Below are 26468 nucleotides of genomic sequence, written 5' to 3' on the forward strand. Positions count from 1 at the left end.
CACCACGATGGCACAGTTTCTGAACGCGAAAGACAGCTTGGTGACAGAGGCGATCGACGGCGTGCTCGCCGCGTCTGGCGGCATGTTGAAGCGGCTGGACGGCTACCCGCATATCAAAGTGGTTTACCGCGCCGACTGGGACAAATCAAAGGTCGCGTTGATCTCAGGGGGCGGCTCGGGGCACGAACCGGCCCATGCGGGGTTCGTGGGGCGCGGAATGCTGACGGCGGCGGTCTGCGGCGATGTTTTTGCCTCGCCTTCGGTCGAGGCTGTGCTGGCGGGAATCCTCGCGGTTACGGGGGATGCGGGATGCCTGTTGATCGTCAAGAACTACACCGGCGACCGGTTGAACTTCGGCCTTGCGGCGGAACGCGCCCGCGCATTGGGCCGTCGTGTTGAAATGGTCGTCGTTGACGACGACATCGCGCTGCCGGACCTGCCGCAGGCGCGCGGCGTGGCGGGCACGCTGTTCGTCCACAAGATCGCCGGGGCCGCGGCCGAGGCCGGCGACGCGCTGGCCGATGTTGCCGCGAAGGCGAGCGATGTGATTTCCGCCGTGCGATCAATTGGCATGTCACTTGACACTTGTACCGTGCCGGGGTCCGCCAAGGAAAACCGGATCAAGCCCGGAATGGCCGAACTTGGCCTTGGCATTCATGGCGAGGCCGGAGTGGAACAGGTCGCGTTCGACAGCGCGCGGTCGGCCATGACGACGGTGCTGAAAAAGTTGTCGGGCGATGACGCCAAATCGCGGATCGTGCTGCTGAACAGCCTCGGCTCGACCACGCCGCTGGAAATGTCGGTGCTGGCCTACGAACTTGCCACGTCGGGGGCCGGGTTTGACCATATCGTCGGCCCGGCGCCCCTAATGACCTCGCTTGACATGCACGGGTTTTCGGTATCGACCCTGCCGGCAAGGCCCGACTGGGTTGCCGCGATGCAGGCGCCTGTCGATCTTGCGGCTTGGCCCGCGATGCAGGCAATCAACAAGGTCGAAACCTCTGCCCTGCCGGACGGTCTGACGCCGATCAAGCCGATCCCATCCGACAGCCCGGAAACCCGCGCGACGATTGAGGGGATCTGCGATCTGCTGATCGAGTCGGAAGGGTCGCTCAATGAACTCGATGCGAAGTCTGGGGACGGTGACACCGGCAGCACGCTCGCCGGGGCCGCGCGGGCGTTGAAAGGGGCGATGGATCGGATGCCGCTTGCGGACCTTACGCAACTTTTTCCGGCGCTTGGGAATGAACTCAGCCAGACCATGGGCGGATCGTCCGGCGTGATCCTCGCCATCTATTTCGGGGCTGCGGGGGATGCCTGCGCCAGTGGCATGACGATCCCCGAAGCGCTGCGCGCGGGCCTTGATCGGGTCAGCGAGGTTGGCGGCGCGGTCAGGGGCGACCGCACGATGATCGACGCGCTGGAACCCGCGCTGGACGCCTTGCCGAACGGGATCGGTGCCGCCGCGAAGGCCGCCCGCGCTGGGGCAGATGCCACCGCCAAAATCGGCACGGCGAAGGCCGGGCGCGCGGCCTATGTCCCCGAAGAAAACCTGCTCGGCCATAACGATCCGGGGGCCGAAGCCATCGCCCGCGTGTTCGAAGGACTCGTCCACAACATCGGATAGGAGGCGCGTTGACAAAGACCGTCGCAGACAAGACCGAGAAACCCACGGTCAACGACATTGCCCGCGTCGCCGGGGTCAGCCTTGCGACGGTTGACCGCGTGCTGAACGCGCGGCCCGGTGTGCGGCGTGTGACGATTGACCGGGTGAACGCGGCGATTCGGGAACTTGGCTATGTGCGCGACACCGCGGCGGCGAACCTGGCCCGGCGACGGATCTATAACCTGTTGTTTATTCTGCCAGAAACCAACAACGAATTTGTCACAGCACTTGAAGCTGAAATCGCGGCCCAATCCGAACGGCTCAGCATCGAACGCACACGTCTGTCGACCGTGAAGGCACCGGCGTTCGATCCGCAAGAACTGGTGCGGATCATCGACACGGTGGACCCCGCGGAATTTGACGGCATCGCGATTTTCGGCCCGGAAACGCCATCGGTCCGCGACGCGGCGCGGAAGGTGAAGGAAAAGGGCGTCGCGGTCGTGTCGCTCGTCTCAGACCTCCCCAGCACGTCGCGCGACCATTTTGTCGGCATTGACAACGTGCAGGCGGGCAAGACGGCGGCGCAGTTGATCGGGCGGTTTGCGGCGCGCGACGCAGGGCAAATCCTCGTCATCACCGGGTCGCGCCTCGCCCGCGATCATCTGGAACGTCGCCACGGATTTGATGAGGTGATGGCAGAGGAGTTTCCATCGTTCGAAGTGCTCCCCTCTCTCGAAGGGCGCGACGATCCGGACCTGCTGCTGGACCTGCTTCCGGCGGTGTTTGAAAAGAACCACCGGATTTGCGGCATCTATTCGTCAGCCGCCGGGAACGGTGGGCTGGTGCAGTTCCTGCGGGCGCAGGGGTTGGATCAGAAGGTGATCGTCGTGGGCCACGAACTGACGCCGCTGTCGCGGGATGCGCTGACAGCCGGGGTATTCGACGCGATCATTTCACAGGACACCGGGCATCTGGTGCGCAGCGCGGTGCGGCTGCTGCGGGCGACTGCGGATGACGCGCCGTTCAACCCGACGCAGGAACGCATTCGGATCGACATTTATCTGAAAGAAAACATGCCGCCAGCAAGGAGGATCGAATGAAAACCATCAAGGGACCAGCGTTGTTTCTAGCGCAGTTCGCAGGCGATGACGCGCCGTTCAACTCATGGGACGCGATCACCAAATGGGCCGCCGATTGCGGCTACAAGGGCGTGCAGGTGCCAAGCTGGGACGCGCGGCTGATCGACCTTTCCAAAGCCGCGTCGTCCAAGGATTATTGCGACGACTTCAAAGGCAAGGCGCAGGAAAACGGCGTTGAGTTGACGGAACTTTCGACCCACCTGCAAGGCCAGCTAGTCGCTGTGCATCCGGCCTATGACGCGGCGTATGACGGGTTCGCCGACCCCTCGGTTCACGGCAACCCGAAGGCGCGGCAGGAATGGGCGGTCGAGCAGGTAAAGCTCGCGCTCTCCGCATCAAAAAACATGGGGATCGGCGCACACGCGACGTTTTCCGGCGCGCTGGCGTGGCCCTATGTCTATCCGTGGCCGCAGCGGCCCGCCGGCCTGATCGAAACCGCGTTTGACGAACTTGCGACGCGCTGGCGGCCCATCCTCGACCACGCCGACGACTGCGGCGTCGACATCTGCTATGAAATCCACCCCGGCGAAGACCTGCATGACGGCGTGACGTTCGAAATGTTCCTTGAGCGGGTCGATAATCACGCCCGCTGCAACATGCTGTATGATCCCTCGCATTATGTGCTGCAATGCCTCGACTACATCGACAATATTGATGTCTATGCGGATAGGATCAGGATGTTCCATGTCAAGGATGCTGAATTTAATCCGACCGGGCGGCAGGGGGTCTATTCCGGCTATCAGTCGTGGGTTGATCGCGCCGGACGGTTCCGAAGCCTTGGGGATGGTCAGGTCGACTTCGCCGCGGTGTTTTCGAAGATGGCAGCGAATGACTTTGACGGCTGGGCCGTGGTCGAATGGGAATGTTGCCTGAAGCACCCCGAAGACGGCGCACGCGAAGGGGCGCAATTCGTCAGCGACCATATCATCCGCGTGACGGAACGGGCGTTTGACGACTTTGCCGATGGCGGCACGGACGATGCCGCGAACCGTAAAATGCTGGGAATTTGACGATGACACGGATCAGGCTTGGTATGGTCGGCGGCGGCAATGACGCATTTATCGGCGCCGTTCACCGCATCGCATCGCGCATCGACGACCGCTATGAACTCGTCGCGGGGGCGCTGTCGTCAACGCCGGAAAAGGCCCGCGCGTCAGGCGAGGCGCTTGGCCTGCCCCGCATCTATGACGACTTCAAACAGATGGCGATCCGCGAAGCGCGACTGAAAAGCGGGATTGAGGCAGTGGCGATTGTCACACCCAACCACGTCCACTACCCCGCCGCGCGGGAGTTTCTGAAACGCGGTATCCACGTCATTTGCGACAAGCCGCTGACATCAACCCTCGCCGACGCGAAGAAACTGGTGAAAGCAGCGGAGGCGTCAGACGCGCTGTTCGTGCTGACCCATAACTACACCGGCTACCCGATGGTGCGGCAGGCAAAGGAAATGCTGGCAAGCGGCGACATCGGCAATATCCGCGTTGTGCAGGTTGAATACCCGCAGGATTGGCTGACCGAGCATCAGGACTTCAAACAGGCGGAATGGCGGACGGACCCGGAACGGTCAGGCGCGGGCGGGGCGACGGGGGATATCGGCACCCACGCCTTCAACCTCGCCTGCTTCGTGACGGGGTTGGAGCTTGAAAGCCTCGCCGCCGATATCCAGGCGCATGTGCCGGGGCGACCCGTTGATGACAATGCCCATGTCATGTTGCGGTTTCAGGGCGGTGCGCGCGGAATGCTTTGGTGCAGTCAAGTCGCCCCCGGCAATGAAAATGCGCTGCGGCTGCGGGTTTATGGCGACAAGGGCGGTCTTGAATGGGCGCAGGAGGATCCGAACTACCTTTGGCACACGCCGTTTGGCGAACCAAAGCGCCTGATTACCCGGAACGGGGCGGGCGCAGGCGACGCCGCCGCGAGGATGAGCCGCGTGCCCCCCGGCCACCCCGAAGGGTATCTGGAAGGGTTCGCCAACATCTACTCCGAAGCCGCCGAAGCGATCATCGCCAAGCGCAACGGGACCCCCCTGCCCGATGGCGTCACCTATCCGACGATCCGTGATGGCCTGAAAGGCGTGCAATTCGTCGATGCCTGCGTGCGATCCTCGGCCCGAGATGCGGCGTGGGTGACGTTCCGCTAGCTGCCCGCGCAGAAAAAATCCCCTGACCTGTCGGGAAACGCTACGCTGGGGCGTCCTAGGGGCGAACCAGCGTAACCGGCGGAGTTTTCAGATGCATTTCACATTTATGATCTACGGCGAAGAAGGCGCATATGACCGGCTGCCCGAAGAAGTCCGGGAAACCTTCATGGAAGGGCACCGCGCCTTGCAGCGGGCGCTTGATGAACGCGGGCCGTTCGCCACGGCGCGGCTGATGCCGACATCCCACGCCGTCACGCTAAAGCCTGTGGCAGAGATCGACTCGCCCCCGCTCGTCGTCGATGGGCCATTTGCGGAAACGAAAGAACGGTTCCTCGGCCTTTATATCGCAGAATTCGCGGATATCGACGAGGCGATCAAATACGCAAGCTACCTGTCCTCCCCCTACGCCAAGATCGAGGTGCGACCGGTCAACTGGGCGGGCGGAATGTTCGCGTCTGAGGAGTCATGACGCAAGACTGGTTGTCGGCCCGCTTTGCCGACATCCGGCCCCGCGCCATCGCCGCCCTGACGCGGCAGTTCCGCGATATCGATCTGGCCGAGGAAACATTCGCCGAGGCGTGCCTGAAAGCCGTTGAGCGCTGGTCGAAACCCGGCCCGCCGGATGATCCGCTCGCGTGGCTGCTGTTCGTCGCCCGCAACGCCGGGATCGACCGGCTGCGCAAGGTCAAACGACAGGATGCGTTGCCGGTGGATGATGCGCCCTGCGACATGCCGGAGGACGATCTGATTGCAATGATCGACCAGAACGGGTTGCGCGATGACGTGCTGCGGTTGCTGTTCGTCTGTTGCCACCCGGCGCTGACCCGGCAGGACCAGCTGGCGTTGGCGCTGAAGGTCGTCGCTGGGCTGAGCGTCGCGGAAATCGCCCATGCCTTCCTGGTCAAGCCGAAGACGATGGAACAACGCCTGACCCGCGCGAAAAAGACCATCGCCGCGAACCCGGTGTCCTTTGACCCGCCGCAACTTGAGGAACGTCATCACCGCCTGCGGGAAGTCTCGTTGATGATTTACCTCATGTTCAACGAAGGCTGGTCCGCGTCCACCGGGGCGGAACAGATCAAGCTGACCCTGTGTGATGAGGCGGTAAGGCTCGCCCGCCTGCTGCTCACCCTCTACCCCGGCATGTCTGAACAGATGGGGCTGCTTGCGCTGCTGCTGTATCAGCACGCCCGCCATGCGGCACGGGTTGACGATGACGGGGCGCTTGTCGCGCTCGACCAGCAGGATCGGGGGTTATGGAACCGAGATATGATCGCAGAGGCACAGCACCTCGTCACCAAGGCGCGGCGGCACGGGGTGGCCGGCCCCTATCTGTTGCAGGCCGAAATCGCTGAGGTCCACGCGCTTGCCGCGTCAGATGAGGCGACGGACTGGGCGCGGCTGGGGGTGCTTTATGCAACACTCTATCGCGTGCAGCCGACGCCGGTGGTCCGCCTGAACCAAGCAGTCGCCGTCGGCAAGGCGCAAGGGCCAGCGGCAGCGCTCGCGATGCTTGACGAAGTGGCGGATGATCTTGCCACCTATCGCTGGCTCCACACTACGCGGGCGGCGTTTCTGGCGGAGTTGGGGCAGACCTACGCCGCAATCGCCGCGCTTGAAGCCGCGCGCACCCTTGATCCGACAGCGCCTGAGCTGCAGGCACTCGACGCCAAAATCGCGACGCTTAGAAAAATTTGACCGGAGATGTCGGGTTGCGCCCTGCCCGGGCGTCCTAGGCTCATATCAACAGGAGCATACACCATGCCAGATTCAACAATGACCACCCCCGGAAGCGCCGGATGGATCGGCCACGCCGGACCCGACAGCGCCAAGGCCAAGGCGTTCTACAGTGACGTTCTGGGCTGGACGATCACCGAACTACCGATGCAGGACGGATCGAGCTATTCCGCCATTGCGGTCAACGACACTCCGATTGGTGGGTTTTCCCCAATGCCAGAAGACAGCGGATCCTGGACGATTTTCTTTACGGTTGAAGATGTGGATGCCCGGACCAAAGCGGCCGAAAAGGCCGGGGCGACGGTGATCGCGGGGCCAATGGATATGCCGGGCGTCGGGCGGATGACCACGCTGCTTGACCCGCAGGGCGCGCGGTTTGCTATCATCACCTATGAAAGCATGCAAAGCTGAGCGTGACAGCAAAGGGGGTCGACCATGCCCTATGACGAAGAACTTGCCGAACGGCTGCGCACCGCGCTCGACGGTCTGCCGGATGTCGAGGAAAAGCGCATGATGGGCGGTGTGATCTTCATGGTCGGCGGCCACATGCTTGGCGGGGGCCGCGAGGACAAGGACGGCTTGCGCCGCTTCATGTTCCGCGTCGGCAAGGATCAAGAGGCTGCCGCCCTTTCCCGACCCGGCGCGGCCCGCGCGGTGATGGGCACGCGGCAGATGCACGGCTTTGTGTATATCGATTGTGATGAAGTTGATGACACAGCGCTCAGCGATTGGGTGTCGATGGCGCTCGGCTATATCGGGACGTTGCCGCCGAACACGGGAGCAACGAAATGACGGGTTTCACACGAAAAACGCTCGGTTTCCTTGACGACCTCAGCGCCCATAACGACCGCGATTGGTTCAAGGACCATAAGGCGATTTATGAGGCCGAGATCAAAGCCCCCGCGCTGGCGTTCGGCGACCAAACCGCAGCCGCGCTTGAGGCAATGACCGGCCTGACCCATACCCCCAAGCTATTTCGCATCCACCGTGACGTGCGGTTTTCCAAAGACAAGACGCCGTATAACACCCATGTCCACATGTCGTTTGCGCCGGATACCGGGCAGGAGACTCCGCCCGTTTGGATGTTCGGGCTGGGGCTAAAAAACTTGTCGCTTGGCGTCGGTATCTTCGGGTTTGGCAAGCAGATGCTTGAGGATTTCCGCGCCCGTGTGGTGGGCGCGGACGGGGCCAAGATTGCCGCGATGCTTCGCGATCTTGAGGCATCCGGTGCCCGGATCAGCGAGCCAGCGCTGAAGCGTGTGCCAGCCGGCTATGACAAGGACCATCCCCATGCCGAACTGCTACGCTACAAGGGCATCGCCGCGTGGCGCGACCTTGATCGAAGCGCAGCGATTGGTGACGATTTGCCCGACCGCACCGTGGCAGAGTTCACCTCGATGCGGCCGTTATTCGATTATCTGCGTGGGGTCTGACACCACTTAGAAGTGATAGTTCAACCCGATACGTAGCACGTCATACTGGTTGTTGCGCACTGCACAGCCCGGCGGAGTGCATTCTGACGGCGCGTAGCGGATCACACCGGGGTCCGCGATATGCAGATATTCCGCCTTCACCGACCAGTTCGGACGCAGTTTGTATTCCACGCCTACGCCGATCACCGGGCTGATTTCGGTTGAGGAGCTCGCCTCAAGCACCGGGATCGCAAAGCTGTTGTCGTATTTCGTGACCGCCGCACCTACTGTCGCGTAGGGCAGGAAATTTCCGAACGCATAGCCTGCCCGCGCGCGCAGCGTCGCGAATGATCCGATCTCGGTCCGGCATTCGTCGCCGCAACCGAAGGTCACAGTGTTGACCGACGTGCCGCTCATGTTGGCGAAGGAATAGTCAGCCTCGACCCCGGCAACCCAGTTGCTGCCAAGATTGAAGTTATAGCCGACCGTGACACCGGCAACCGCACCTTCAGGGTTTGTCTGCGGAAAGAACGGCGCACCGCCGACGCAGGGGTCTTCGTCACAGTTTTCGGAATCCCCGGCGCCAAAACCAAGCGTTCCGCCGACGTAAAAACCGCTCCAATCAACATTCGGGGTTTCGGTGTGGGCTGCAGTGCCAAATCCGGCGGCAATAACCATCAGAAACAGAAAGCGTTTCAACGTGTTAATCCTTTTCTTAAATTGTCTTAATCCGCACCTGAAATGCGACGCGGACTGATCGTGAATGATCGAAATACCCTTTAGAGCCGACCAAACCGCATGGCCAGCCCCAAAACGTATGGAGCGTATGGTTACGCCGTCGCCCCCGCCTTTTTCTTGCGCCGCAGATAGGCAAAACCGCCCATGCCAGCCATCAGGAAGCCGATGGACCCCGGGAGCGGAACCGGCGCAGGCGACACTTGAAGCCGCAGGTCGACACCAACGCATTCGGAACCCTGCTGGCGGCAGTTCTGCTGGCTCCAATTCCCGTTGTCGCCCCAAAGGCTGATCATCCCGTTGCCAAGCCCGTTGGCCTCGCCGTTGTGCCAGCGATCCATGAAGGAAAAGCCCATGGTCGTCGCGCCATATTGCGAGTCGGGCGAGAATGCGAAGCTAAGCGGTGTGTCCGTATAAAGCCCCTGAAAGCCGAGCGATGAATCGCCCCGGTCGCTCATCAACAGGTTGCCGGTGATGCTGACATAGCCGCCGTGCAACAGGTTCATCGTCGCGCTGAGCGCGCCGGTGACGCTATCCCATGTGCCGGTGGCGCTGGTCGGGTCTTCGACCTCATACCCGCACATGCGTCCGCAGGTCTGGCTGTGGAACAAGCTGGTCCGAAAGCCGTTCGCGCTATAGTCGAGAACGCCGTTGATATCATAGGTCGCGGCATTGGCTGCGGGGGCAAGGGCAATGAATAAGAACGGCAAAGCCTTTCTGAATGTGGAAAACATAGGAAAAATTCCTTCAACTTTTTAAAATACTGTCGCGCGCTAATATATCCGCGCATTGTGCCACGGATCGGCTGAGCAGCGCCACGAAATCACGGGGGTTTTCCTGGATTTACGTCATTTCGCTACCGCAGCGCGAAAGTCGGTTGGAGAATTGTAAACAAATGCGATGTGGGCCTGCGACTGTTTCCGCCTCAGGAGCGGCCCAGCAACGCAAGGACTGAGGATTTCAGAACCGCGAGCCGCTTTTCCAGAACGACGCGGCTTTCGGCGTTGTATTTCGCGTTGGTGCTGGCGGAATACAGAAATTCCGCGATGTCATCGACCGGAAGACCGGAGGCGCCGCCGTCCGGGACATGATCCCGCAGCAGGTCCGCGAACAGCGCGGTCCAACGCTCATGCGCGACGGAAAGCTCCTCTCGCGCGACGGTATGGACACCGTCCAGCAGCTCTGCCACGTCAGGCGAGGATTGCACGAGGTCATACCAGCCGAGCGGGCCGAGCCTGAAGAAAATGTCGAGCTTTTCATCGAGCGTATCCGCGTCCTCCCAAGCGGCTGTGACCGCGCCAAGGATCTCGTCCGCGACATGCTGAACCGTGGCGCGCAGCAGCTCGTCCTTGCCCGGATAGGCATTATAAAGCGTCTGCCGCGCGACGCCGGCTTCGCGTGCGATGTCGTTCATCGTGGTCTTGCCAACGCCATAGCGGGCAAACACCTTTTTCGCGGCGTCGAGGACTTTGGCGTTCCTGCTGGTCATGGCCTCTGAATAATTCATCTTGCTTTGCGTTACCAATTTGGACATAATTACAAATATTGTCCAGTCATACAATCGAGTGTCTCAATGCAGCTTACTGTAAACGGCCAAACCCATGAGGTCGACGTCGAAGACGATATGCCGCTTCTGTGGGTTTTGCGCGACGAACTTGGCATCACCGGGGTCAAATATGGCTGCGGCATCGCGCAATGCGGCGCCTGCACCGTGCATATGGACGGGCTCGCCGTGCGCAGTTGTCAGGTGCCCGCTGCATCGGTCGGCGAAAGCGAAATCACCACGATCGAAGGGCTCGGCACACCGGAAACGCTTCACGCGGTGCAGGCGGCGTGGGTCGAACATCAGGTCGCGCAATGTGGCTATTGCCAGTCGGGGCAGATCATGCAGGCCGCGTCGCTTTTGGACCTGAACCCCGAACCGACCGACCAAGACATCGACATCGTGATGAGCGGGAATCTTTGCCGCTGCGGCACCTATCCACGTATCCGCGAGGCGGTGAAAACCGCCGCCGTCAAGCTGCAAGAGGCATAGCATGGGACGCGCAAGAACCATCGCAAGACGCACGTTTCTGATCGGCAGCGTGGCCGTGCTCGGCGGCGTGGCGTTCGGCACCTATATGGTGAAACGCCCGCATGACAACCCGCTTGCCAATGGGTTGGAGGAAGGTGAGGCGACGTTCAATCCCTACGTCAAGATCACGCCGGAACAGATCACTTTGATCGCGCCGCATACGGACTCCGGGCAAGGCGTCACCTCGATGCAGGCCGCTTTGATCGCGGAGGAACTGGACCTTGAGTTCGGCCAGTTCGAGGTGTCCTTCGGCCAGCCCAGCCCCGCCTATTACAATACCGCGCTTGCGGAAGAGGCCGTGCCATTCGCGTCATTTGACGACAGTTTCATGGCCGAAACCATGCGCGATGTCGCAGGGGCGGTCGTCAAGGTGATCGGCGTGATGGCGACGGGTGGCTCAAGCAGCGTGCCCGACCAGTATGAAAAACTTCGGATGGCGGGCGCGGTCGCCCGCGAAACGCTGAAGCGCGCGGCGGCAGAGCAATCGGGCATTCCAGTCGAACAGCTGACGACGGCGAATGCAGCGGTGCAGCTGTCGGACGGCTCCGCGTTGAAATACACCGACCTCGCCGGGGTTGCCGCTGGGATCGAACCGGTATCTGACGTCGCCCTGCGCGACCCGAGCAAGTGGCGGCTGATCGGCAAGCCGATGATGCGCAGCGACATCGTCGCGAAATCCACCGGCACGCTGAAATACGGGATCGACCTGGAGGTCGAGGGCATGGTCCATGCCGCGATCCGGGTCAATCCACGTCAGGGCGGCGCGATGAACGGCTATGATTCCAGCACCGCCGAGGCGATGCGCGGCGTGCAGAAGGTGGTGCCCGTCACGAATGGCGTCGCGGTCATTGCCGACAACACGTGGCGCGCGTTTCAGGCCGCGAACGCGATCGAATTAGACTGGGCGCCCGCCCCCTACCCTGCAGAGATGGAAGGCCATTGGGATGCGGCCGCAAGCAGCTTTACCGAAAAGCGGCTCGACGCCGAATGGCGCACCGACGGGGATGTCGAGGCCAGCCTTGGCAACGGCGATACCATCACAGCCGAATACCGCGTGCCCTATGTCGCCCACGCCCCGCTTGAACCGATCAGCGCGATTGTTCGGGTCGATGAGGGCGGCGCGGAAATCTGGGTCGGGCACCAGCTTCAGCGCTTTGCGCAACAGAAGGTCGCGGCCATCGCCGGGTGTGAGCCTGAACAGGTGATCTTTCACAACCAGTTCGTCGGCGGCAGCTTTGGCCATCGGTTGGAGTTTGAGAACATCACGCTCGCCACCGAAATCGCCGCTCAAATTAAGGGCACGCCGGTCAAGCTGACCTTCAGCCGAGAGGATGACTTCGCCCACGACTTCCCCCGCCAGATCGGCATGTCCCGGTCACGCGGCTCGGTGAAGGATGGCAAGGTCGATGCCTGGGCGCTTGATATCGCGACCGTGTCCTCCTCCGCCTCGCAAACCGCACGACTGGGGCAACCGCAACCGGGGGCCGACGCGCAGATACCGGCCGGCGCGTGGAACATGCCCTACGCGATCCCGAACCTGCGCGTGCGGGCCTACAAGGTGCCGGAGCTTGCGCCGACGAGTTCCTGGCGATCGGTCGGCGCGTCCTCCGGCGGGTTCTTCGCCGAGGGGTTTCTGGACGAACTGATCCTCGCCGCCGGGGCCGACCCGATGGAAGAACGCATCCGTCTTTGCAACAACGACATTCACCGGAGGGTGCTTGGGGCCGCCGCCGACATGTCGAACTGGGGCAGCGACCTTGGCGAAAACCGGGGGCGCGGTGTTGCGATGGTTGAATCCTTCGGCGTCCCCGTGGCCGAGGTGGTCGAGGTCACGATGACGGATCGTGGTATCAGGATCGACAAGGTGTTCATCGCCGTCGATGTGGGCAAGATCATCGACCCGGTGAATTTCGACAACCTCGTCAAAGGCGGCGTGATCTGGGGCCTGGGCCACGCGATGAACTGCGAAATCACCTATTCCGACGGGATGGCGCAGCAAACGAACTACCACGCGCACGAGGCGATGCGGCTATACCAATGCCCCGAAATCGAAGTGCGCGGGCTGGAAAACGCGCCGCAGATCCGGGGGATTGGCGAACCTCCGGTCCCGCCCGCGGCCCCCGCGCTTGCTAATGCGATTTTCGCGGCGACCGGCCAGCGGCTGCGCGAAATGCCGTTCAACAAATTCATCGACTTCGTTTAAGGGGCCGACCAGATGCGCCATGCCAAATCGACGCTAATCCTTCTGTCTGCCCTGTTCGCCGGAACGCCAGCCCTGGCCGAAAACACGTCGCTTGAGGTGAAAGACATGCCCGAAGGCTCCGTCACCGAAGACGACGGGTTAGAGGCATGGGCGCGGCTTCACGACGTATTTTCCCACCCCCGCTGCGTCAATTGCCATGTGGGCGAGGATAACATCCCGCTTTGGGCGACGGGGGACGGCGATCTTGCCCGCGTTCACGGCATGAACATCGACGCTGGCGAAAGCCGTATCGGCGCGGAATACCTGCTGTGTTCGACCTGCCACATCACATCGGACAGCCCCAACACGGTGCCCCATGCCCCACCCCATGCGGGCCTCGAATGGCAACTTGCGCCGCTGGAATTCATGTGGGTCGGCAAAACTTCCCCCGAAATCTGCGCGCAAGTCCGTGACCCTGAACGGAACGGCGGGCGCGATGGCGCGGGCCTGATCGAACACATCACCCATGACGCCGCGGTCGGCGGCTTCATCGCCTGGGGCTTCAACCCCGGCGGCGGGCGCGAACCGGCACCCTACGACCTGCAAACTCATCTGGATGACACGGTCACATGGGTCGCCGCCGGAATGCCCTGCGAAGACGACTGAGAGCGGTTTTCGCCAAGGTTTAAGTTGCCAGACGCGCATCCCGTCGACTACTATTTTTGCCGTGGTGTGACAAACGGATGCGTTTCATGGCCAGACGGAAAACCGAACTTCTGACCGAGGTCGAGCTTGAGTTCATGAAGGTGCTCTGGTCGATTGGACAGGGCACAGTTCGCGATGTCTGTTCGGCCCTGACGGGGCATCCACCGCGCGCCTACACGTCGGTCGCCACGGTGCTCAAGGTGCTGGAAGGCAAGGGATATGTTGTCTCTGAAAAGGGCGACCGCACACTGACCTACAGGCCAAATGTCGAGAAGAACGCGTATGAGCGTCGGTCGATCCGTGAAATGTCAAAATCGCTGTTTGATGGCACCCCCTCCGCGCTGGTCGCGCGGCTGGTCGAGGATGAAGACCTAAGCGACGAGACGATTGCGGAAATCCGTTCGATTATTGACGAAAGGCTGGGACGTGATGCGACTTGAAACCGTTTTGAATTTTGTCATCGATGCTAACCTTGCGCTGCTGGTCGCGGCACTGGTCGTTCTGGTCTTCGAAGCCGTCCTGCTGGCCGCCGGGTATCGCCGCGCCTATGGCACGCGGCTGAAGATCGTCATGACCTCGCTTCTGGCGTTGCTGGTTCTGCCGCTTCTGGTTCCGGTGACCGAAACCGTCGTCGGCCCGAACACGCCGCAGGTGTCCGACCTGCTTGTCGCGCAATACCTCAGGGGCAATATCTCCATGTCGGCGGTCGGGATGAACGACTTGCTGTCGATGCGGCAGACCGTCGTGGATGGCATCGTGTCCGGGAACAGCGGCTGGCTGCTGGCGGCGGCGGCGTTCGTGGTGACGGCGATGATCGCGCGGGCGGGTTATGTCGGGGTCAACCTGATCCGCATCTGCCGGCTGATCCGGGGCGGCGTCGTGATCCGCAGGATCGGCCGGGTGCGGGTTGTCGTATCCTCGCGCGCGAAGGTGCCGTTTTCGACCCGCGGGCCGCGCAACCACTACGTCGTTCTGCCGCAAAGCCTGCTGCTTGACAGCAAGGCGGTCGAAATCTCCATCGGGCATGAATTCCAGCATATCCGGCAGCGCGATATCGAGATCGAGGTGCTAACCGCCCTCGCCTCGCCCCTGTTCGTGCTGAACCCCGGCTTCTGGATCATGTCGATGAAGCTGCGCAAACTGCGCGAATACACTTGCGATCTGGAGTATCTGAAACGCTCCGGGTGTGACCCGAAACACTACGCCCGCGCCCTTCTGCGCGTCGCGCGGCAGGCATTTTCACAGCAGGGTGTGCCGTCGCCGCAGGCGTTCTCGGTGCCGTTCATTGGGCGCAGCAAGCTGTTTCCGAAATCGGTCAAGACCGGCCTTGCCGAACGCATCACGGTGCTGGCCAACGGTGAACGGAAGCGGCCACCGGCGCTGATCTCGGCCGCGCTGATCGTGGGGATCGTCAGCAGCGTCGCGCTCGGCACCATCGCGTTCCAGAACCGCGCCGGGTGGAGCCATGACCGCCTGATGCTGAGTTCCGTCGCCAACCTGGAACGGCTGAACGAACGCAATCGCCGCGCGGCAGCCACCGCGCAGTAGGTCAGACCTTAGCGAAACAGAACACGCCCCACGCCAGCGCAAGCCCCAGCGGTATCCACAGCGGTGTGCCGAACAGGCCCAGCCACATCAGGAAGATGTAGCTGCTGCCGAGCAGGCTGAGGAACAGCCGGTCGCCCCGCGTCGTGGTCAGGCCAAGCGCGCCCTTGCGTTCGCTCGTTCCGGGTTTGCGTATTTCGATCACAGTGATGATCCCCATCGCGGTGAACAGCGCGATGAAGAACAGCGCTGTCGGCCACGTCCATGCCATCCATCCCAGCATCACACCCTCCCCATCGCGAAGCCCTTCGCGATGTAGTTGCGGACGAAATAGATCACGATCGCGCCCGGAATGATCGTCAGCGTGCCCGCCGCCGCCAGCAGCCCAAGCTCATACCCCGCGCTTGACGCGGTCTTGGTCATCGTCGCGGCAATCGGCTTGGCCTCGACCGCTGTCAGGGTTTTCGCCAACAGCAGTTCCACCCACGAAAACATGAAGCAGAAAAACGCAGCCACCCCGACCCCCGCCTTGATCGTCGGGATGAAGATGGTGATGAAGAACCGCGGGAAGGAATAGCCATCGACATAGGCGGTTTCGTCCAGTTCCTTCGGGACGCCGCCCATGAACCCTTCCAAAATCCAGACGGCGAGCGGGATGTTGAACAGGCAATGTGCCAGCGCGACCGCGAGGTGCGTGTCAAACAGCCCCATCGCCGAATAAAGCTGGAAGAACGGCAGCGCGAAGACCGCCGCAGGCGCCATCCGGTTGGTCAACAGCCAGAAGAACAGTGTCTTGTCGCCAAGGAACCTGTAGCGCGAAAACGCATAGGCCGCCGGCAGCGCCACGCAGATCGAGATCACCGTGTTGATCGACACGTAGATGATCGAGTTGATATAGCCCCAATACCAGGTCGGGTCGGTCAGGATCGTCTTGTAGGCGTCGAGCGTGAAGGTCTGCGGGAACAGCGAAAAGCCTGACAGGATTTCGTTTGTTGTCTTGAAGCTCATCGCGACCAGCCAGTAGATCGGCAGCATCAGGAAGAGGATGTAGAGGATCGGAACTATGGACCGTTTCCGCATGATGTGTCTTCCCTTAATTCAGGTCGTCTTTGGTCATCAGCGTGTAGAACAGCCAACTGACCAAAAGCGTGATTGCGAAATAGATAAGTGACATCGCCGCCGCCGGACCAAGGTCGAACTGCCCCAGCGCGATCTTGACCAGATCAATCGACAGCAATGTTGTCGAATTGCCCGGCCCTCCGCCCGTCAGAACGAAGGGTTCGGTGTAGATGTTGAAACTGTCCATGAACCGCAACAGGATCGCGATGGTCAGGACGTTCTTCATCTTCGGCAACTGGATGAATCGAAACACCGACCAGTTCGACGCGCCGTCAATCTTTGCCGCCTGATAATATGCGTCGGGGATCGACACGAGGCCCGCATAAGCAAGCAGCACGACAAGCGAGGTCCAGTGCCAGACATCCATCGTTATGATCGTAACCCATGCCGCGATCGGGTCTTGGGTCATGTCGTAATCAATCCCAACAACGTGGTTCAGGAAATACCCCATCAGCCCGACATCCGGCAGTGTAAAGATGTTCCACATCGCGCCAACCACGTTCCACGGGATCAGCATCGGCAGTGCCATCGTCACCAGACAGACCGGCACCCAGATCCCCTTGCGCGGCATCGACAGGGCAATCGCAATCCCAAGCGGGATTTCGATGATAAGGATCAGCCCGGTGAACAGGAATTGCCTTCCTAGTGCTGCGTGGAACCGTTCGGAGCGCAAGATTTGTTCAAACCAATCAAGCCCTTGCCAGAAGAACAGGTTGTTGCCGAATGTCTCCTGCACCGAATAGTTGACCACCGTCATCATCGGGATCAGCGCGTTGAACGCGACGAGGATCAGAACCGGCGCGACAAAGAACCAGGCCTTTTGGTTTTCGGTTTTCATTCCGCAGCCTCCGTGGCGCTGGTTGCGAGCCATCCGTCCGCGTACAGACGGGTCTGGTTCGGTTTGAACTGCAGGTGAACAACGTCGCCCTGCGCGGGCGCGTTGTCGTTGACCACCGCCGCGATCTTGTGATCGCCCACCATCGTATCGACAACGCTGTGGCGGCCGATGTCGGACACTTTCAGCACGCGCCCCTCGATCCCGCTGTTGGCGACCGAAACATATTCGGGTCGCACGCCGATCTCCAACCGGCCATCGGCGCCGGGTTTGACCGGTCCTTCCAGCGGCACGGCGTTGCCTTGGAAATGCGCCGCGCCGTTCTGGAGTTCACACGGCAGCACATTCATTCCGGGCGAGCCGATGAAATGGCCAACAAAGGTATGCGCCGGACGGTCGAACAGTTCGACCGGCGTGCCAATCTGCACGACCTCGCCATCCTGCATCACCACGACCTGATCGGCGAAGGTCAGCGCCTCGGTCTGGTCGTGGGTCACATAGATCATCGTCGCACGCACCCGTTGGTGAAGCTCTTTCAGTTTCGACCGCAGCTTCCATTTCAGATGCGGGTCGATCACCGTCAACGGTTCATCGAACATCACGACATTCACGTCGTCGCGCACCAATCCGCGCCCCATTGAAATCTTCTGCTTGTTGTCAGGGGAAAGGCCGGCGGCGCGTTTCTTCAGAAGGTCCGTGACCTCCAGCATCTCGGCGATTTCGCGGACGCGGGCGTCGACTTTGCTGGCGTCCACGCCGCGATTGCGCAGCGGAAAGGCCAGATTGTCGTAAACCGTCATCGTGTCATAAATCACCGGGAACTGGAACACCTGCGCGATGTTGCGCTGGTCGGGGGTCAGGCCTGTCACGTCCTGATCGTCGAACAGGATTTTCCCCTCGGACGGCACCAGAAGGCCCGAGATGATGTTAAGCAATGTCGACTTCCCGCATCCAGACGGGCCAAGTAACGCGTAAGCGCCGCCGTCTTCCCAGTCGAGGTCGATTTCCTTCAGCGCATAGTCTTCCGGCCCCGTCGGGTTCGGGTAATAGCTGTGCCGCAGCTGGGAGAGTGAGATTTTCGCCATATCCGTCCCCTATGCCGCGAATGTGCCGTCAGGCGCGAAATAAAAGCACTTTGACGGGTTCATGAAAAACGTGTGGTCTTCGCCGACCGTATAGGGATGAACCCCATGCGCCAGCGACACCCAGCTTTGGTTGCCCATGTCGAAATGGGCGCTGCTTTCCGACCCGCTAAGTTCGGTCACGCTGACCCGTCCGACCAGCGGCACGGTCGCGCCATCGGTCTTGTAGGGCAGGATGTAGTTCGGCCGGATCGCGACGGAATAGGGGCCATCGGCCAGCGCCCGCGCCGCGCCCGACAGCGGCCAGCTTACGTCGCCCATCGTCACCGTATCGCCCTGCTTTTCGACCGAGGCGTGGTTGATCGGTGGATCAGAAAACACCTGCGCCGCCATCAGGTTCGCGGGTTTGCGATAGATGTCGGCGGTCGTGCCGTATTGCGTGACCACGCCGTCCTGCATCAGCGCGGTTTTCCCACCAAGCAGCAGTGCCTCTTCCGGCTCTGACGTGGCATACACCACGACAGCGCCGCGCCCTGCAAAAAGCTCGGGCAGTTGCTCTCGCAGCTCCTCCCGCAGCTTGTAGTCGAGGTTTGCCAGCGGCTCGTCCAGAAACACCGCGTTGCTTTCCTTGGCAATCGCGCGCGCCAGCGCCGTGCGCTGTTGCTGGCCGCCGGACAACTCATGCGGGCGGCGGTTCAGCATCGGGCGCAATTGCAGGATATCGGCGGCCTCTTCCACGCGGCCTTGAATTTCGGATTTCGCCATCCCAGCCACCCGAAGGGGCGAGGCGATATTATCGTACACCGTCATATGTGGGTAATTCACAAAGAACTGGTGGACGAGGCTGATCTTGCGCTTTTGCGTGGTCAGCTTTGTGACATCCTGCCCGTCCATGATGACTTTGCCCGACGCAATCGGATCAAGGCCCGCCATCAGTTTGATAAGGGATGTCTTGCCCGCCCCGGTTTCCCCCAGAAGGACGTTGAAATGCCCCGTCTCAAGGGTCAGCGTTGTCGGCTTGATATGGGTCTGCCCCCCCACAACCTTGGTAATCTCTTGCAGTTCGAGGGCCATTCTACACCGTTGCCGTTGGAGTTTCTGCGTTTTGGGATGTGTCGTCATGAGGCTGGGGCCGTGACGGCCCCAGCCGGGTTTTTCAGACCTGACCGGTAGCGATCAGTTCGCGGACCACCGCGCGACAAGCTCGTCGTAGTTGACGGTCTCGCCCTGCGGCTTCTCGTTCTCAAGCGGGGGCTTCGCGCCGCCATTCTCGTACCAATATTCCGCGGTCTGTTCATCGTTCAGACGTGGGCCGCAGCCGCCATAGACGTTCGCAGCTTCGTCTGCCGCCTGCATCCGGGCCATGGTGATGTCCATCTCCTCGGCCAGACGGTCCATCGCCTCTTGCGGCGTAAACGCACCGGAGTTCACGTCACCGATCTGCTGCCACCAGATTTGCGCCAGCTTCGGATAGTCCGGGACGTTGATGCCAGTCGGGGACCAACGCACGCGGTCGGGCGAACGGTAGAACTCAACCAAACCACCAAGACGCGGGGCGCGTTCGGTGAAGGATTCGTGGTTCACCGTGCTGTCGCGGATGAAGGTCAGACCGACATGGGCCTTTTTCACGTCGACGGTCTTTGACACAACGAACTGCGCGTAAAGCCAAGCGGCCTGTGCGCGGTCAAGCGGCGTGGACTTCAGGATCGTCCACGATCCCACGTCCTGATAGCCGACCTTCTGGCCTTCCTGCCAATAGGGGCCATGCGGGCTGGGTGCCATCCGCCACAGCGGCATACCATCCTCATCCACCGTGTTGTTGCCTTCGGATTGCGGCTTCACCATGTCGGCGGTGAAGGCCGTATACCAGAAGATCTGCTGCGCCACATTGCCCTGCGCAAGCGCTGGCAGCGACTGGTAGAAATCATAGGACGCAGCGCCCGGAGGCGCATAGGCCCGTAACCACTCGTCCCACTTGCGGATCGCATAGACAGCCGCCGGACCGTTCGCAGCACCGCCACGGGTGACGGACGCACCAACCGGGTTACAGGTGCCCGCTTCCATGCGGATGCCCCATTCGTCGATCGGGATGCCGTTCGGCTCACCAACCGATCCCGCGCCGGCCATCGACAGCCATGCGTCGGTCATCCGCCAGCCAAGGTCAGGCGCGCGTTTGCCGTAATCCATGTGGCCATAGATCGTGGTGCCGTCGATTTCCTTCACATCGGTGCTGAAGAATTCGGCGATGTCCTCATATGCGGACCAGTTCACCGGAACGCCAAGATCGTAGCCGTATTTTTCCTTGAACGCGGCCTGCAGGTCTTCGCGGTCGAACCAGTCTTTGCGGAACCAATAAAGGTTCGCGAACTGCTGGTCAGGCAACTGGTAAAGGTCGCCATCTGGGCCGGTCGTGAACTGGATACCCATGAAGTCTTCGAGGTCCAGGCCGGGGTTCGTCACCGCAGCACCGTCACCTGCCATGAAGTCGGTCAGGTTATAGGCAAGCTGCAAGCGTGAATGCGTCCCGATCAGGTCGGAGTCGTTGACATAGGCGTCATAAAGGTTCCGTTCGGTCTGCATCTGTGTCTGCACAGCCTGCACGACTTCGCCCTCGCCCAGAATCTGGTGATTGACCTTAATCCCGGTGATTTCCTCAAACGCTTTCGCCAGAACTTCCGACTCATAGGAGTGTGTCGGAATACCCTCGGACAGGACGTTGATCTCCATGCCCGCGTAAGGCGCGGCGGCGTCGATGAACCACTGCATTTCGGCAACTTGTTCATCCCGACTGATCGCTGCTGGTTGGAATTCATCGTCGATCCATCGCTCGGCAGCGGCTATGTCCGCATAGGCCGAGGTTGTTCCCGCAAACACGGCAGACGCCGCAACTGCGGACATCAGATACTTGCGCATCTTCTCTCCTCCCAAAAATATTGTTGCCAGACGAATCTGGTATCTTCACGTTCGTGTGAACATCTGCGCATGTCAACTAATTTTATAGTAGGAAGTCACAGCGTTGACCCACGCAACAATCCGCCATTGACGTCGATGACTATGGACATAATCGAATAAATTATGCTCATATCAACATTATAGCGGCGCGAACAAACATTTCGAAAGGGGCGCGCATGGCCCTCAACGACCGGCAGGAATTTATCCTTCAAGCCCTTAGAAATACGGGCCATGTCGAGGTTGACGCGCTCTCTCGTGAATGGAATGTGACCACCCAGACCGTGCGCCGGGATCTAAGTGAACTTTGCGACGCGGGCCTTGCGATCCGAACCCACGGCGGCGCGCGACGGGTGATGTCAACCTCTGCCCTCGCCTATCAGGATCGGCGCGAAACCCGGATCGCCGAGAAGCAGGCCGTCGCAGTGGCCGCCGCTGATCTAATTCCGAACGACGCGTCGGTCGCGCTCAACATCGGCACCACGACCGAACTGGTGGCCGAAGCCCTGCGCCGCCATGAAGACCTCACCATCCTGTCAAACAACATCAATATCGTCCACATCCTGCGCGAAGCCCGCCTGCGGTCGCTGATCGTTGTCGGTGGCGAAGTGCGCTTGTCCGACGGGGCCATCGTGGGCGAAGACGCGGTTGCCGCCATTGCCAACTACAAGGTCGATTACGCGATCATCGGAACATCGTCGCTGGAACCCGACGGATCGATCCTTGATTTCGACCCGAGAGAGGTCGCCGTCGCCCGCGCGATCCTTGCCAATGCGCGAAAGAAAATCCTCGTCGCGGATCAGTCGAAATTCGAGGTCAGCGCACCCTTCCGCATTTGCGCCGTGCGCGATCTTGACTATGTGGTGATGGACGCAACGCCGCCCGCGCCGTTTGCGAAGGCGCTTGAGGATGGCGGCACGAAGCTTATCACCGTGACCGGGACGTCGATCAACTGACCGCGAGGAGAAAGTCATGCAACAACGGCTTTGGACGGGACTGCTTGGCCTGCTGGTTGCCGTGCTGCTGTCCGTCACGCTCCACACACCCTCCCGCGCGCAAACGATTACGGTGCTTGCCCTCGGCGACAGCCTGACCGCTGGCTACGGCCTGCCGCGCCGGGATGGGTTCGTGCCGCAGATGCAGGCGTGGCTCGATCAGGCAGGCGAAGCCGCGACGATCATCAACGGTGGCGTGTCCGGTAACACGACCCGCAATGGGCTGGCGCGGGCGGATCGGTTACTGACCGCTGACGTCGATGCTATGATCCTTGCGCTTGGCGGTAACGACTACCTGCGCGGCATCAACCCGGCGGTTACGCGCAATAACCTCGACCAGATCCTGACACTCGCGGCGGCGCGGGACGTGCCGGTGCTTCTGGTCGGCATCCGGGCGGGCGATCTTCATGGCACCCGTTATCAAACCGCGTTCAACGACATGTATCGCGGGCTGGCCGCGGAATACCGCGTGCCGTTGGTTCCGACCTTCTACCAGGGTTTGCTGGACGCCGCCGGCACCCAAGACCGCGTGCGCGGCTATCTGCAACGCGACGCGCTGCACCCAAATGCGGAAGGAGTGCGAGAGATCGTCGATTTCCTCGGCCCGAAGATGCAGACCCTCATCGCCTCAGCGCGATAGCACCCGGTCAAGGAACGCGTGGAGAGGCGCAAACCAAAACACATGTTCTGTTCCGACAGCTCCAACGAAACACGCGTTCTTCTGTATCCTGCATAGCAAAAATCTAAGACCTGTTTTCCAGCCCGTTCTTGAGGTTGATCGATCGAAGGTTCATCTCCGCGTCGAAACGAATGGAGATTGCTATGAACCGTCTACTCGCCATCGCCGCGCTGGCCGCCCTGCCCGCGTTCAGCACCGCCCATGCGGACACCGTGAATGTCGGGATGTCCGGTGGATATTTCCCCTTCACCTTCGTCCAGCAGGACGAATTGCAGGGGTTTGAGGTTGATTTCATCAACGCCATCGCCGCCGAAACCGGGCATGAGGTGAACTTTGTCACCATGTCCTTTTCCGGTCTAATCGGCGCCCTTGATTCCGGGCGCATCGACACGATTGCCAACCAGATCACCATCACGCCGGAGCGTGAGGCGAAGTTCGCCTTTTCTCAACCTTACGTCTTCGACGGCGCGCAGGTTGTGGTGAAACAAGGGAACGAGGACACGATCAGCAGCACCGATGATCTAAGCGGCAAGACCGTGGCGGTGAACCTTGGGTCGAACTTTGAACAGTTGCTGAACGATCTGCCCAATGCGGCAGAGATCGACATCAAGACCTACGAAAGCAACATCGAACAGGACACCGCGCTTGGCCGGGTCGATGCCTTTGTGATGGACCGGGTGTCGTCCGCGCAAGTGATCCAGCAAAGCCCGCTGCCGCTGGCCCTTGCAGGCGCACCGTTCAGCGAAATCCAGAACGCCCTGCCGTTCCCCGACACCGACGAAGGCCGCGCCCTGCGGGATGACTTCGACGCCGCGATCACGGTGCTGAAGGAAAACGGCACGCTGGCCGAGATTTCGCAAAAATGGTTCGGCACCGACATCACAGTGGCGGAGTAACCCGATGCGGGCGCTTGATCTTGACTACATGCTGGGTCTTGTGCCCGTCCTTCTGGGCTATGTTCCACTGACGCTTGGCATGGCGGCGGCGGGGATGGCGCTTGCGCTGATCCTCGCCTCGCTGATGGCGGTGGAACGGGTGTTTCAGGTGCCGGGGCTTGATCCATTAGTAAAGCTGTTCATCAGCTTTTTCCGCGGCACGCCGCTGCTGGTCCAACTGTTCCTGTTCTATTACGGCCTGCCGCAAGTGCTGAGCTTCCTCACCAATATCAACGGCGTCACCGCCGCGATCATGGGGCTGACGCTGCACTTTTCGGCCTACATGGCCGAAAGCATCCGTGCCGCGATCCTCGGCGTTGATCGCAGCCAGTGGGAGGCGAGCCAGGCCGTCGGCATGACCCAGATCCAAATGATGCGCCAAATCGTGCTGCCCCAAGCCGCGCGGGTCGCGGCGCCGACGCTCATCAACTATTTCATCGACATGGTGAAAGGCACGTCGCTGGCCTTTACTCTCGGCGTCACAGAAATGATGGGCGCGACCCAGAAAGAGGCGGCGGGCAGCTTCCTCTACTTCGAAGCGTTCCTTGTCGTCGCCGTGATGTACTGGATCATCGTTGAAGGCATGTCGTTCCTGCAACGCCAGCTCGAAACCTATCTGAACAAGGCATACGCGCGATGATCTCCCTCTCTGGCCTTAGCAAGTCTTTCGGCGCGAATGCCGTTCTGAAGGACATCAACCTCGATATTCAGGAAGGTGAGCGTGTCGTCATCATCGGCCCTTCTGGCACCGGGAAATCGACACTGCTGCGCTGCCTCAACTACCTCGACAAGCCCGACGCCGGAGTGATCCGTATCGGTGATCTGACGGTGGACGCAGCCCACGCCAGCCGCGCCGATATCCTCGCGCTGCGGCGGCGCACGTCGTTCGTGTTTCAGAACTACGCGCTGTTCGCCAACAAGACCGCCCGGGAAAACATCACCGAAGCGCTCGTGACCGTCCAAGGCAAAACACGGGCTGAGGCGAACGCCCGCGCCGACGCGATCCTTAGCGAAACCGGGCTGAGTGATAAGGCAAACGCTTACCCCGCGGCCCTGTCTGGCGGGCAGCAGCAGCGCGTCGGGATTGGCCGCGCAATGGCGCTGGATACCGAACTGATGCTGTTTGACGAACCGACATCGGCGCTTGACCCGGAATGGGTGGGCGAAGTGCTGGACCTGATGCGCCGTGTCGCGGAAAAGCGGCAGACGATGTTGATCGTCACCCATGAAATGCAATTCGCCCGCGAAATCGCGGACCGGGTGCTGTTCATGGAAGGGGGGCGGATCGTCGAACAGGGGCCGCCCACCGCGCTGTTCGACGCACCACAAGACGCCCGCACCAAGGCGTTCCTGCGCCGGGTCGCCTAGGCCATCTGCAACTGCTGTCGCTTTCCGCGGGCCAGCAGCATCAGCATGATCGCGATGTTCATTCCGTTCCAGAGAATGCCGTTGATGAAGGCAAGCTGATACGACCCGGTCACGTCGTAAATCCACCCGGACATCCAACCGCCAAGCGCCATGCCAAGGATCGTCATCATCATAACGAACCCGACCCGCGCCCCGGCTTCCCGCGCGGGCATGTATTCCCGCACGATCAGCGCATAGCTTGGCACGATGCCCCCTTGCGCCAACCCGAACACCATGCTGACAAGGTAAAGCGACACCAGCCCGTCATAGGGCAGGTAAAGAAACAGCGCGATACATTGCAGGGTCGACCCGATCAGCAGGGTAAGAACTCCGCCAAGCTTGTCGGCCACCATGCCCGACACGATCCGGCTGACGACGCCGCCAAGCAGCATCAGCGACAGCATCTCGGCCCCGACAACCGGGCCGTAGCCAAGGCCAACGCAGTAGGACACGATATGAACCTGCGGCATCGACATCGCGACGCAGCAACCGATTCCGGCGAGACCCAGAAGGTATTGCAGCGTCCGGGGCGAAAACCCGGTTGATCGCGCGTTCAGCGTCGCCTTGGCCTGTGCCGCCTGATGCGCGAGGTCCGGCAGCTTGCGCCGGAGCAGCATCGACAACGGGATCACCACCGCCACCGTGACAAGCGCCAGCGTCAGGTAAACCTGCCGCCAGCCGCTTTCCGCAAGCATATCGGCCAGCAGCGTCGGCCAAATCGCGCCCGACAGGTAGTTCCCGCTGGCAACCAGCGCGACCGCGATCCCACGCCGTCGCAAAAACCAGTGCGAGATGTCCGCGATCAGCGGGCCGAACCCGACCGCCGTTCCCAGCCCCAACATCAACTGCGCCGCGGCGAGCATCATGATACTGCCCGACGAAATCGCCCATAGATACGCAAGCGCCGACACCACCGCCGCGCCACACAGCGCCACCGTCACGCCGAACCGGTCCACAATGCGCCCGATCAGCATGTTGCCGAAGGCGAACCCGATCATCGTCATCGTGTAGGGCAGCGACGCGACCGCGCGGCCTGCGCCAAATTCGGCTTCCAATGCGGGCATGATAACAATCACCGCCCACATGCCGACATTGGCCACCGTCGCGATGGCCAGCGTCACCAGCAGGCGAAGCCAGGAATATCGGCTGTCGTGAATCTCGGGCGCGGTCATGGCGCGACCGTAGGCGGCAA

29 protein-coding genes are annotated in these 26468 nt (G+C 61.2%); 19 read left to right on the forward strand and 10 right to left on the reverse strand.

Features of this window, described 5'->3' with window-relative positions:
- Positions 1-7 precede the first annotated feature (7 nt).
- The 9 genes from ACEWPJ_RS15385 (at position 8) to ACEWPJ_RS15425 (ending at position 8055) form a co-directional block, all read left to right on the forward strand.
- Positions 8-1627: a dihydroxyacetone kinase subunit DhaK gene (locus ACEWPJ_RS15385; protein WP_416514001.1), complete on the forward strand. Its 1620-nt coding sequence runs from the start codon at positions 8-10 to the stop codon at positions 1625-1627.
- A gap of 8 nt (positions 1628-1635) precedes the next feature.
- Complete coding sequence (locus tag ACEWPJ_RS15390; protein ID WP_416514002.1) at positions 1636-2706, forward strand: LacI family DNA-binding transcriptional regulator; 1071 nt, start codon at positions 1636-1638, stop codon at positions 2704-2706.
- The gene (locus ACEWPJ_RS15395; protein WP_416514003.1) at positions 2703-3755 is read left to right on the forward strand and encodes a sugar phosphate isomerase/epimerase family protein; all 1053 of its coding nucleotides are present in this window, start codon (positions 2703-2705) and stop codon (positions 3753-3755) included. The genes ACEWPJ_RS15390 and ACEWPJ_RS15395 overlap by 4 nt, the downstream gene beginning before the upstream one ends.
- Positions 3756-3757: 2 nt before the next feature.
- Positions 3758-4885 carry a Gfo/Idh/MocA family protein gene (locus tag ACEWPJ_RS15400; RefSeq protein WP_416514004.1) on the forward strand — a complete coding sequence of 376 codons (1128 nt, stop codon included), beginning with the start codon at positions 3758-3760 and terminating at the stop codon, positions 4883-4885.
- 91 nt (positions 4886-4976) lie between these two features.
- Entirely contained in the window at positions 4977-5354 is a 378-nt protein-coding gene (locus tag ACEWPJ_RS15405; RefSeq protein ID WP_416514005.1) for a YciI family protein, read from the forward strand.
- Positions 5351-6583 (forward strand): RNA polymerase sigma factor, encoded by a 1233-nt coding sequence (locus tag ACEWPJ_RS15410; protein ID WP_416514006.1) that lies wholly within the window; start codon positions 5351-5353, stop codon positions 6581-6583. Before ACEWPJ_RS15405 ends, ACEWPJ_RS15410 begins: the two co-directional genes overlap by 4 nt.
- 63 nt (positions 6584-6646) lie before the next feature.
- On the forward strand, positions 6647-7033 hold the full coding sequence (locus tag ACEWPJ_RS15415) for a VOC family protein (RefSeq protein WP_416514007.1): 387 nt from the start codon (positions 6647-6649) through the stop codon (positions 7031-7033).
- A gap of 24 nt (positions 7034-7057) precedes the next feature.
- Entirely contained in the window at positions 7058-7414 is a 357-nt protein-coding gene (locus ACEWPJ_RS15420; protein WP_416514008.1) for a TfoX/Sxy family protein, read from the forward strand.
- Positions 7411-8055 carry a DUF2461 domain-containing protein gene (locus tag ACEWPJ_RS15425; protein ID WP_416514009.1) on the forward strand — a complete coding sequence of 215 codons (645 nt, stop codon included), beginning with the start codon at positions 7411-7413 and terminating at the stop codon, positions 8053-8055. The genes ACEWPJ_RS15420 and ACEWPJ_RS15425 overlap by 4 nt, the downstream gene beginning before the upstream one ends.
- 6 nt (positions 8056-8061) lie before the next feature.
- Here ACEWPJ_RS15425 and ACEWPJ_RS15430 read toward each other — a convergent pair whose 3' ends face one another.
- The 3 genes from ACEWPJ_RS15430 to ACEWPJ_RS15440 all read right to left on the reverse strand — a co-directional run bounded on the left by ACEWPJ_RS15430 (position 8062) and on the right by ACEWPJ_RS15440 (position 10258).
- A complete protein-coding gene (locus tag ACEWPJ_RS15430) occupies positions 8062-8733 on the reverse strand; it encodes an outer membrane protein (protein ID WP_416514010.1) in 672 nt (223 codons plus the stop codon).
- Between the two features lie 131 nt (positions 8734-8864).
- The gene (locus ACEWPJ_RS15435) at positions 8865-9503 is read right to left on the reverse strand and encodes a VPLPA-CTERM sorting domain-containing protein (RefSeq protein WP_416514011.1); all 639 of its coding nucleotides are present in this window, start codon (positions 9501-9503) and stop codon (positions 8865-8867) included.
- 191 nt (positions 9504-9694) lie between these two features.
- Positions 9695-10258, reverse strand: a complete 564-nt coding sequence (locus ACEWPJ_RS15440; protein WP_416514012.1) for a TetR/AcrR family transcriptional regulator — start codon at positions 10256-10258, stop codon at positions 9695-9697.
- A gap of 84 nt (positions 10259-10342) precedes the next feature.
- Between ACEWPJ_RS15440 and ACEWPJ_RS15445 the strand changes: the two genes are divergently transcribed.
- The 5 genes from ACEWPJ_RS15445 (at position 10343) to ACEWPJ_RS15465 (ending at position 15278) form a co-directional block, all read left to right on the forward strand.
- Positions 10343-10804: a (2Fe-2S)-binding protein gene (locus ACEWPJ_RS15445; RefSeq protein WP_416514013.1), complete on the forward strand. Its 462-nt coding sequence runs from the start codon at positions 10343-10345 to the stop codon at positions 10802-10804.
- Position 10805: 1 nt separating this feature from the next.
- On the forward strand, positions 10806-13046 hold the full coding sequence (locus ACEWPJ_RS15450; protein ID WP_416514014.1) for a xanthine dehydrogenase family protein molybdopterin-binding subunit: 2241 nt from the start codon (positions 10806-10808) through the stop codon (positions 13044-13046).
- Between the two features lie 12 nt (positions 13047-13058).
- Positions 13059-13691 (forward strand): hypothetical protein, encoded by a 633-nt coding sequence (locus ACEWPJ_RS15455; RefSeq protein WP_416514015.1) that lies wholly within the window; start codon positions 13059-13061, stop codon positions 13689-13691.
- 86 nt (positions 13692-13777) lie between these two features.
- Positions 13778-14170 (forward strand): BlaI/MecI/CopY family transcriptional regulator, encoded by a 393-nt coding sequence (locus tag ACEWPJ_RS15460; RefSeq protein ID WP_416514016.1) that lies wholly within the window; start codon positions 13778-13780, stop codon positions 14168-14170.
- Positions 14160-15278, forward strand: coding sequence for a M56 family metallopeptidase (locus ACEWPJ_RS15465; RefSeq protein ID WP_416514017.1), 1119 nt, complete (start codon positions 14160-14162; stop codon positions 15276-15278). The genes ACEWPJ_RS15460 and ACEWPJ_RS15465 overlap by 11 nt, the downstream gene beginning before the upstream one ends.
- Before the next feature lies 1 nt (position 15279).
- On the opposite strand, the gene ACEWPJ_RS15470 is transcribed toward ACEWPJ_RS15465, so the two are convergent.
- The 6 genes from ACEWPJ_RS15470 to ACEWPJ_RS15495 all read right to left on the reverse strand — a co-directional run bounded on the left by ACEWPJ_RS15470 (position 15280) and on the right by ACEWPJ_RS15495 (position 21224).
- Positions 15280-15558 (reverse strand): DUF2160 domain-containing protein, encoded by a 279-nt coding sequence (locus tag ACEWPJ_RS15470; protein WP_416514018.1) that lies wholly within the window; start codon positions 15556-15558, stop codon positions 15280-15282.
- Complete coding sequence (locus ACEWPJ_RS15475) at positions 15558-16355, reverse strand: carbohydrate ABC transporter permease (RefSeq protein ID WP_416514019.1); 798 nt, start codon at positions 16353-16355, stop codon at positions 15558-15560. The genes ACEWPJ_RS15470 and ACEWPJ_RS15475 overlap by 1 nt, the downstream gene beginning before the upstream one ends.
- A 13-nt stretch (positions 16356-16368) precedes the next feature.
- Positions 16369-17232 carry a carbohydrate ABC transporter permease gene (locus ACEWPJ_RS15480; protein WP_416514020.1) on the reverse strand — a complete coding sequence of 288 codons (864 nt, stop codon included), beginning with the start codon at positions 17230-17232 and terminating at the stop codon, positions 16369-16371.
- Positions 17229-18314 carry an ABC transporter ATP-binding protein gene (locus ACEWPJ_RS15485; RefSeq protein WP_416514021.1) on the reverse strand — a complete coding sequence of 362 codons (1086 nt, stop codon included), beginning with the start codon at positions 18312-18314 and terminating at the stop codon, positions 17229-17231. Before ACEWPJ_RS15485 ends, ACEWPJ_RS15480 begins: the two co-directional genes overlap by 4 nt.
- Positions 18315-18323: 9 nt before the next feature.
- Positions 18324-19385: an ABC transporter ATP-binding protein gene (locus ACEWPJ_RS15490; protein WP_416514022.1), complete on the reverse strand. Its 1062-nt coding sequence runs from the start codon at positions 19383-19385 to the stop codon at positions 18324-18326.
- Between the two features lie 102 nt (positions 19386-19487).
- On the reverse strand, positions 19488-21224 hold the full coding sequence (locus tag ACEWPJ_RS15495) for an extracellular solute-binding protein (protein ID WP_416514023.1): 1737 nt from the start codon (positions 21222-21224) through the stop codon (positions 19488-19490).
- Between the two features lie 215 nt (positions 21225-21439).
- Here ACEWPJ_RS15495 and ACEWPJ_RS15500 point away from each other — a divergent pair, with 215 nt between their 5' ends.
- From ACEWPJ_RS15500 to ACEWPJ_RS15520, 5 genes are all read left to right on the forward strand, one after another.
- Entirely contained in the window at positions 21440-22216 is a 777-nt protein-coding gene (locus tag ACEWPJ_RS15500; protein WP_416514024.1) for a DeoR/GlpR family DNA-binding transcription regulator, read from the forward strand.
- 16 nt (positions 22217-22232) lie between these two features.
- Positions 22233-22895 (forward strand): arylesterase, encoded by a 663-nt coding sequence (locus tag ACEWPJ_RS15505; RefSeq protein ID WP_416514025.1) that lies wholly within the window; start codon positions 22233-22235, stop codon positions 22893-22895.
- Positions 22896-23077: 182 nt separating this feature from the next.
- Positions 23078-23830: an amino acid ABC transporter substrate-binding protein gene (locus ACEWPJ_RS15510; RefSeq protein ID WP_416514026.1), complete on the forward strand. Its 753-nt coding sequence runs from the start codon at positions 23078-23080 to the stop codon at positions 23828-23830.
- Positions 23831-23834: 4 nt separating this feature from the next.
- Complete coding sequence (locus ACEWPJ_RS15515; protein ID WP_416514027.1) at positions 23835-24509, forward strand: amino acid ABC transporter permease; 675 nt, start codon at positions 23835-23837, stop codon at positions 24507-24509.
- On the forward strand, positions 24506-25237 hold the full coding sequence (locus ACEWPJ_RS15520; RefSeq protein ID WP_416514028.1) for an amino acid ABC transporter ATP-binding protein: 732 nt from the start codon (positions 24506-24508) through the stop codon (positions 25235-25237). Before ACEWPJ_RS15515 ends, ACEWPJ_RS15520 begins: the two co-directional genes overlap by 4 nt.
- Here the strand turns inward: ACEWPJ_RS15520 and ACEWPJ_RS15525 are convergent.
- Positions 25234-26448, reverse strand: coding sequence for an MFS transporter (locus ACEWPJ_RS15525; protein ID WP_416514029.1), 1215 nt, complete (start codon positions 26446-26448; stop codon positions 25234-25236). The two genes, ACEWPJ_RS15520 and ACEWPJ_RS15525, sit on opposite strands and share 4 nt — an antisense overlap.
- Positions 26449-26468 lie beyond the last annotated feature (20 nt).

The sequence above is a fragment of the Aliiroseovarius sp. YM-037 genome, from assembly GCF_048060095.1.
Classification (GTDB): domain Bacteria; phylum Pseudomonadota; class Alphaproteobacteria; order Rhodobacterales; family Rhodobacteraceae; genus JBLUOA01.

Excerpts from the sequence above, each read along its gene's own strand:
- ACEWPJ_RS15455 (WP_416514015.1), top strand. The coding sequence starts at position 13,059 with ATGCGCCATGCCAAATCGACGCTAATCCTTCTGTCTGCCCTGTTCGCC.
- ACEWPJ_RS15440 (WP_416514012.1), bottom strand. The coding sequence starts at position 10,258 with ATGACCAGCAGGAACGCCAAAGTCCTCGACGCCGCGAAAAAGGTGTTT.
- ACEWPJ_RS15495 (WP_416514023.1), bottom strand. The coding sequence starts at position 21,224 with ATGCGCAAGTATCTGATGTCCGCAGTTGCGGCGTCTGCCGTGTTTGCG.
- ACEWPJ_RS15435 (WP_416514011.1), bottom strand. The coding sequence starts at position 9,503 with ATGTTTTCCACATTCAGAAAGGCTTTGCCGTTCTTATTCATTGCCCTT.
- ACEWPJ_RS15385 (WP_416514001.1), top strand. The coding sequence starts at position 8 with ATGGCACAGTTTCTGAACGCGAAAGACAGCTTGGTGACAGAGGCGATC.
- ACEWPJ_RS15485 (WP_416514021.1), bottom strand. The coding sequence starts at position 18,314 with ATGGCGAAAATCTCACTCTCCCAGCTGCGGCACAGCTATTACCCGAAC.
- ACEWPJ_RS15505 (WP_416514025.1), top strand. The coding sequence starts at position 22,233 with ATGCAACAACGGCTTTGGACGGGACTGCTTGGCCTGCTGGTTGCCGTG.
- ACEWPJ_RS15525 (WP_416514029.1), bottom strand. The coding sequence starts at position 26,448 with ATGACCGCGCCCGAGATTCACGACAGCCGATATTCCTGGCTTCGCCTG.
- ACEWPJ_RS15445 (WP_416514013.1), top strand. The coding sequence starts at position 10,343 with ATGCAGCTTACTGTAAACGGCCAAACCCATGAGGTCGACGTCGAAGAC.
- ACEWPJ_RS15460 (WP_416514016.1), top strand. The coding sequence starts at position 13,778 with ATGGCCAGACGGAAAACCGAACTTCTGACCGAGGTCGAGCTTGAGTTC.
- ACEWPJ_RS15465 (WP_416514017.1), top strand. The coding sequence starts at position 14,160 with ATGCGACTTGAAACCGTTTTGAATTTTGTCATCGATGCTAACCTTGCG.
- ACEWPJ_RS15490 (WP_416514022.1), bottom strand. The coding sequence starts at position 19,385 with ATGGCCCTCGAACTGCAAGAGATTACCAAGGTTGTGGGGGGGCAGACC.
- ACEWPJ_RS15470 (WP_416514018.1), bottom strand. The coding sequence starts at position 15,558 with ATGCTGGGATGGATGGCATGGACGTGGCCGACAGCGCTGTTCTTCATC.
- ACEWPJ_RS15405 (WP_416514005.1), top strand. The coding sequence starts at position 4,977 with ATGCATTTCACATTTATGATCTACGGCGAAGAAGGCGCATATGACCGG.
- ACEWPJ_RS15450 (WP_416514014.1), top strand. The coding sequence starts at position 10,806 with ATGGGACGCGCAAGAACCATCGCAAGACGCACGTTTCTGATCGGCAGC.
- ACEWPJ_RS15520 (WP_416514028.1), top strand. The coding sequence starts at position 24,506 with ATGATCTCCCTCTCTGGCCTTAGCAAGTCTTTCGGCGCGAATGCCGTT.
- ACEWPJ_RS15500 (WP_416514024.1), top strand. The coding sequence starts at position 21,440 with ATGGCCCTCAACGACCGGCAGGAATTTATCCTTCAAGCCCTTAGAAAT.
- ACEWPJ_RS15480 (WP_416514020.1), bottom strand. The coding sequence starts at position 17,232 with ATGAAAACCGAAAACCAAAAGGCCTGGTTCTTTGTCGCGCCGGTTCTG.
- ACEWPJ_RS15400 (WP_416514004.1), top strand. The coding sequence starts at position 3,758 with ATGACACGGATCAGGCTTGGTATGGTCGGCGGCGGCAATGACGCATTT.
- ACEWPJ_RS15420 (WP_416514008.1), top strand. The coding sequence starts at position 7,058 with ATGCCCTATGACGAAGAACTTGCCGAACGGCTGCGCACCGCGCTCGAC.
- ACEWPJ_RS15415 (WP_416514007.1), top strand. The coding sequence starts at position 6,647 with ATGCCAGATTCAACAATGACCACCCCCGGAAGCGCCGGATGGATCGGC.
- ACEWPJ_RS15425 (WP_416514009.1), top strand. The coding sequence starts at position 7,411 with ATGACGGGTTTCACACGAAAAACGCTCGGTTTCCTTGACGACCTCAGC.
- ACEWPJ_RS15475 (WP_416514019.1), bottom strand. The coding sequence starts at position 16,355 with ATGCGGAAACGGTCCATAGTTCCGATCCTCTACATCCTCTTCCTGATG.
- ACEWPJ_RS15395 (WP_416514003.1), top strand. The coding sequence starts at position 2,703 with ATGAAAACCATCAAGGGACCAGCGTTGTTTCTAGCGCAGTTCGCAGGC.
- ACEWPJ_RS15510 (WP_416514026.1), top strand. The coding sequence starts at position 23,078 with ATGAACCGTCTACTCGCCATCGCCGCGCTGGCCGCCCTGCCCGCGTTC.
- ACEWPJ_RS15410 (WP_416514006.1), top strand. The coding sequence starts at position 5,351 with ATGACGCAAGACTGGTTGTCGGCCCGCTTTGCCGACATCCGGCCCCGC.
- ACEWPJ_RS15515 (WP_416514027.1), top strand. The coding sequence starts at position 23,835 with ATGCGGGCGCTTGATCTTGACTACATGCTGGGTCTTGTGCCCGTCCTT.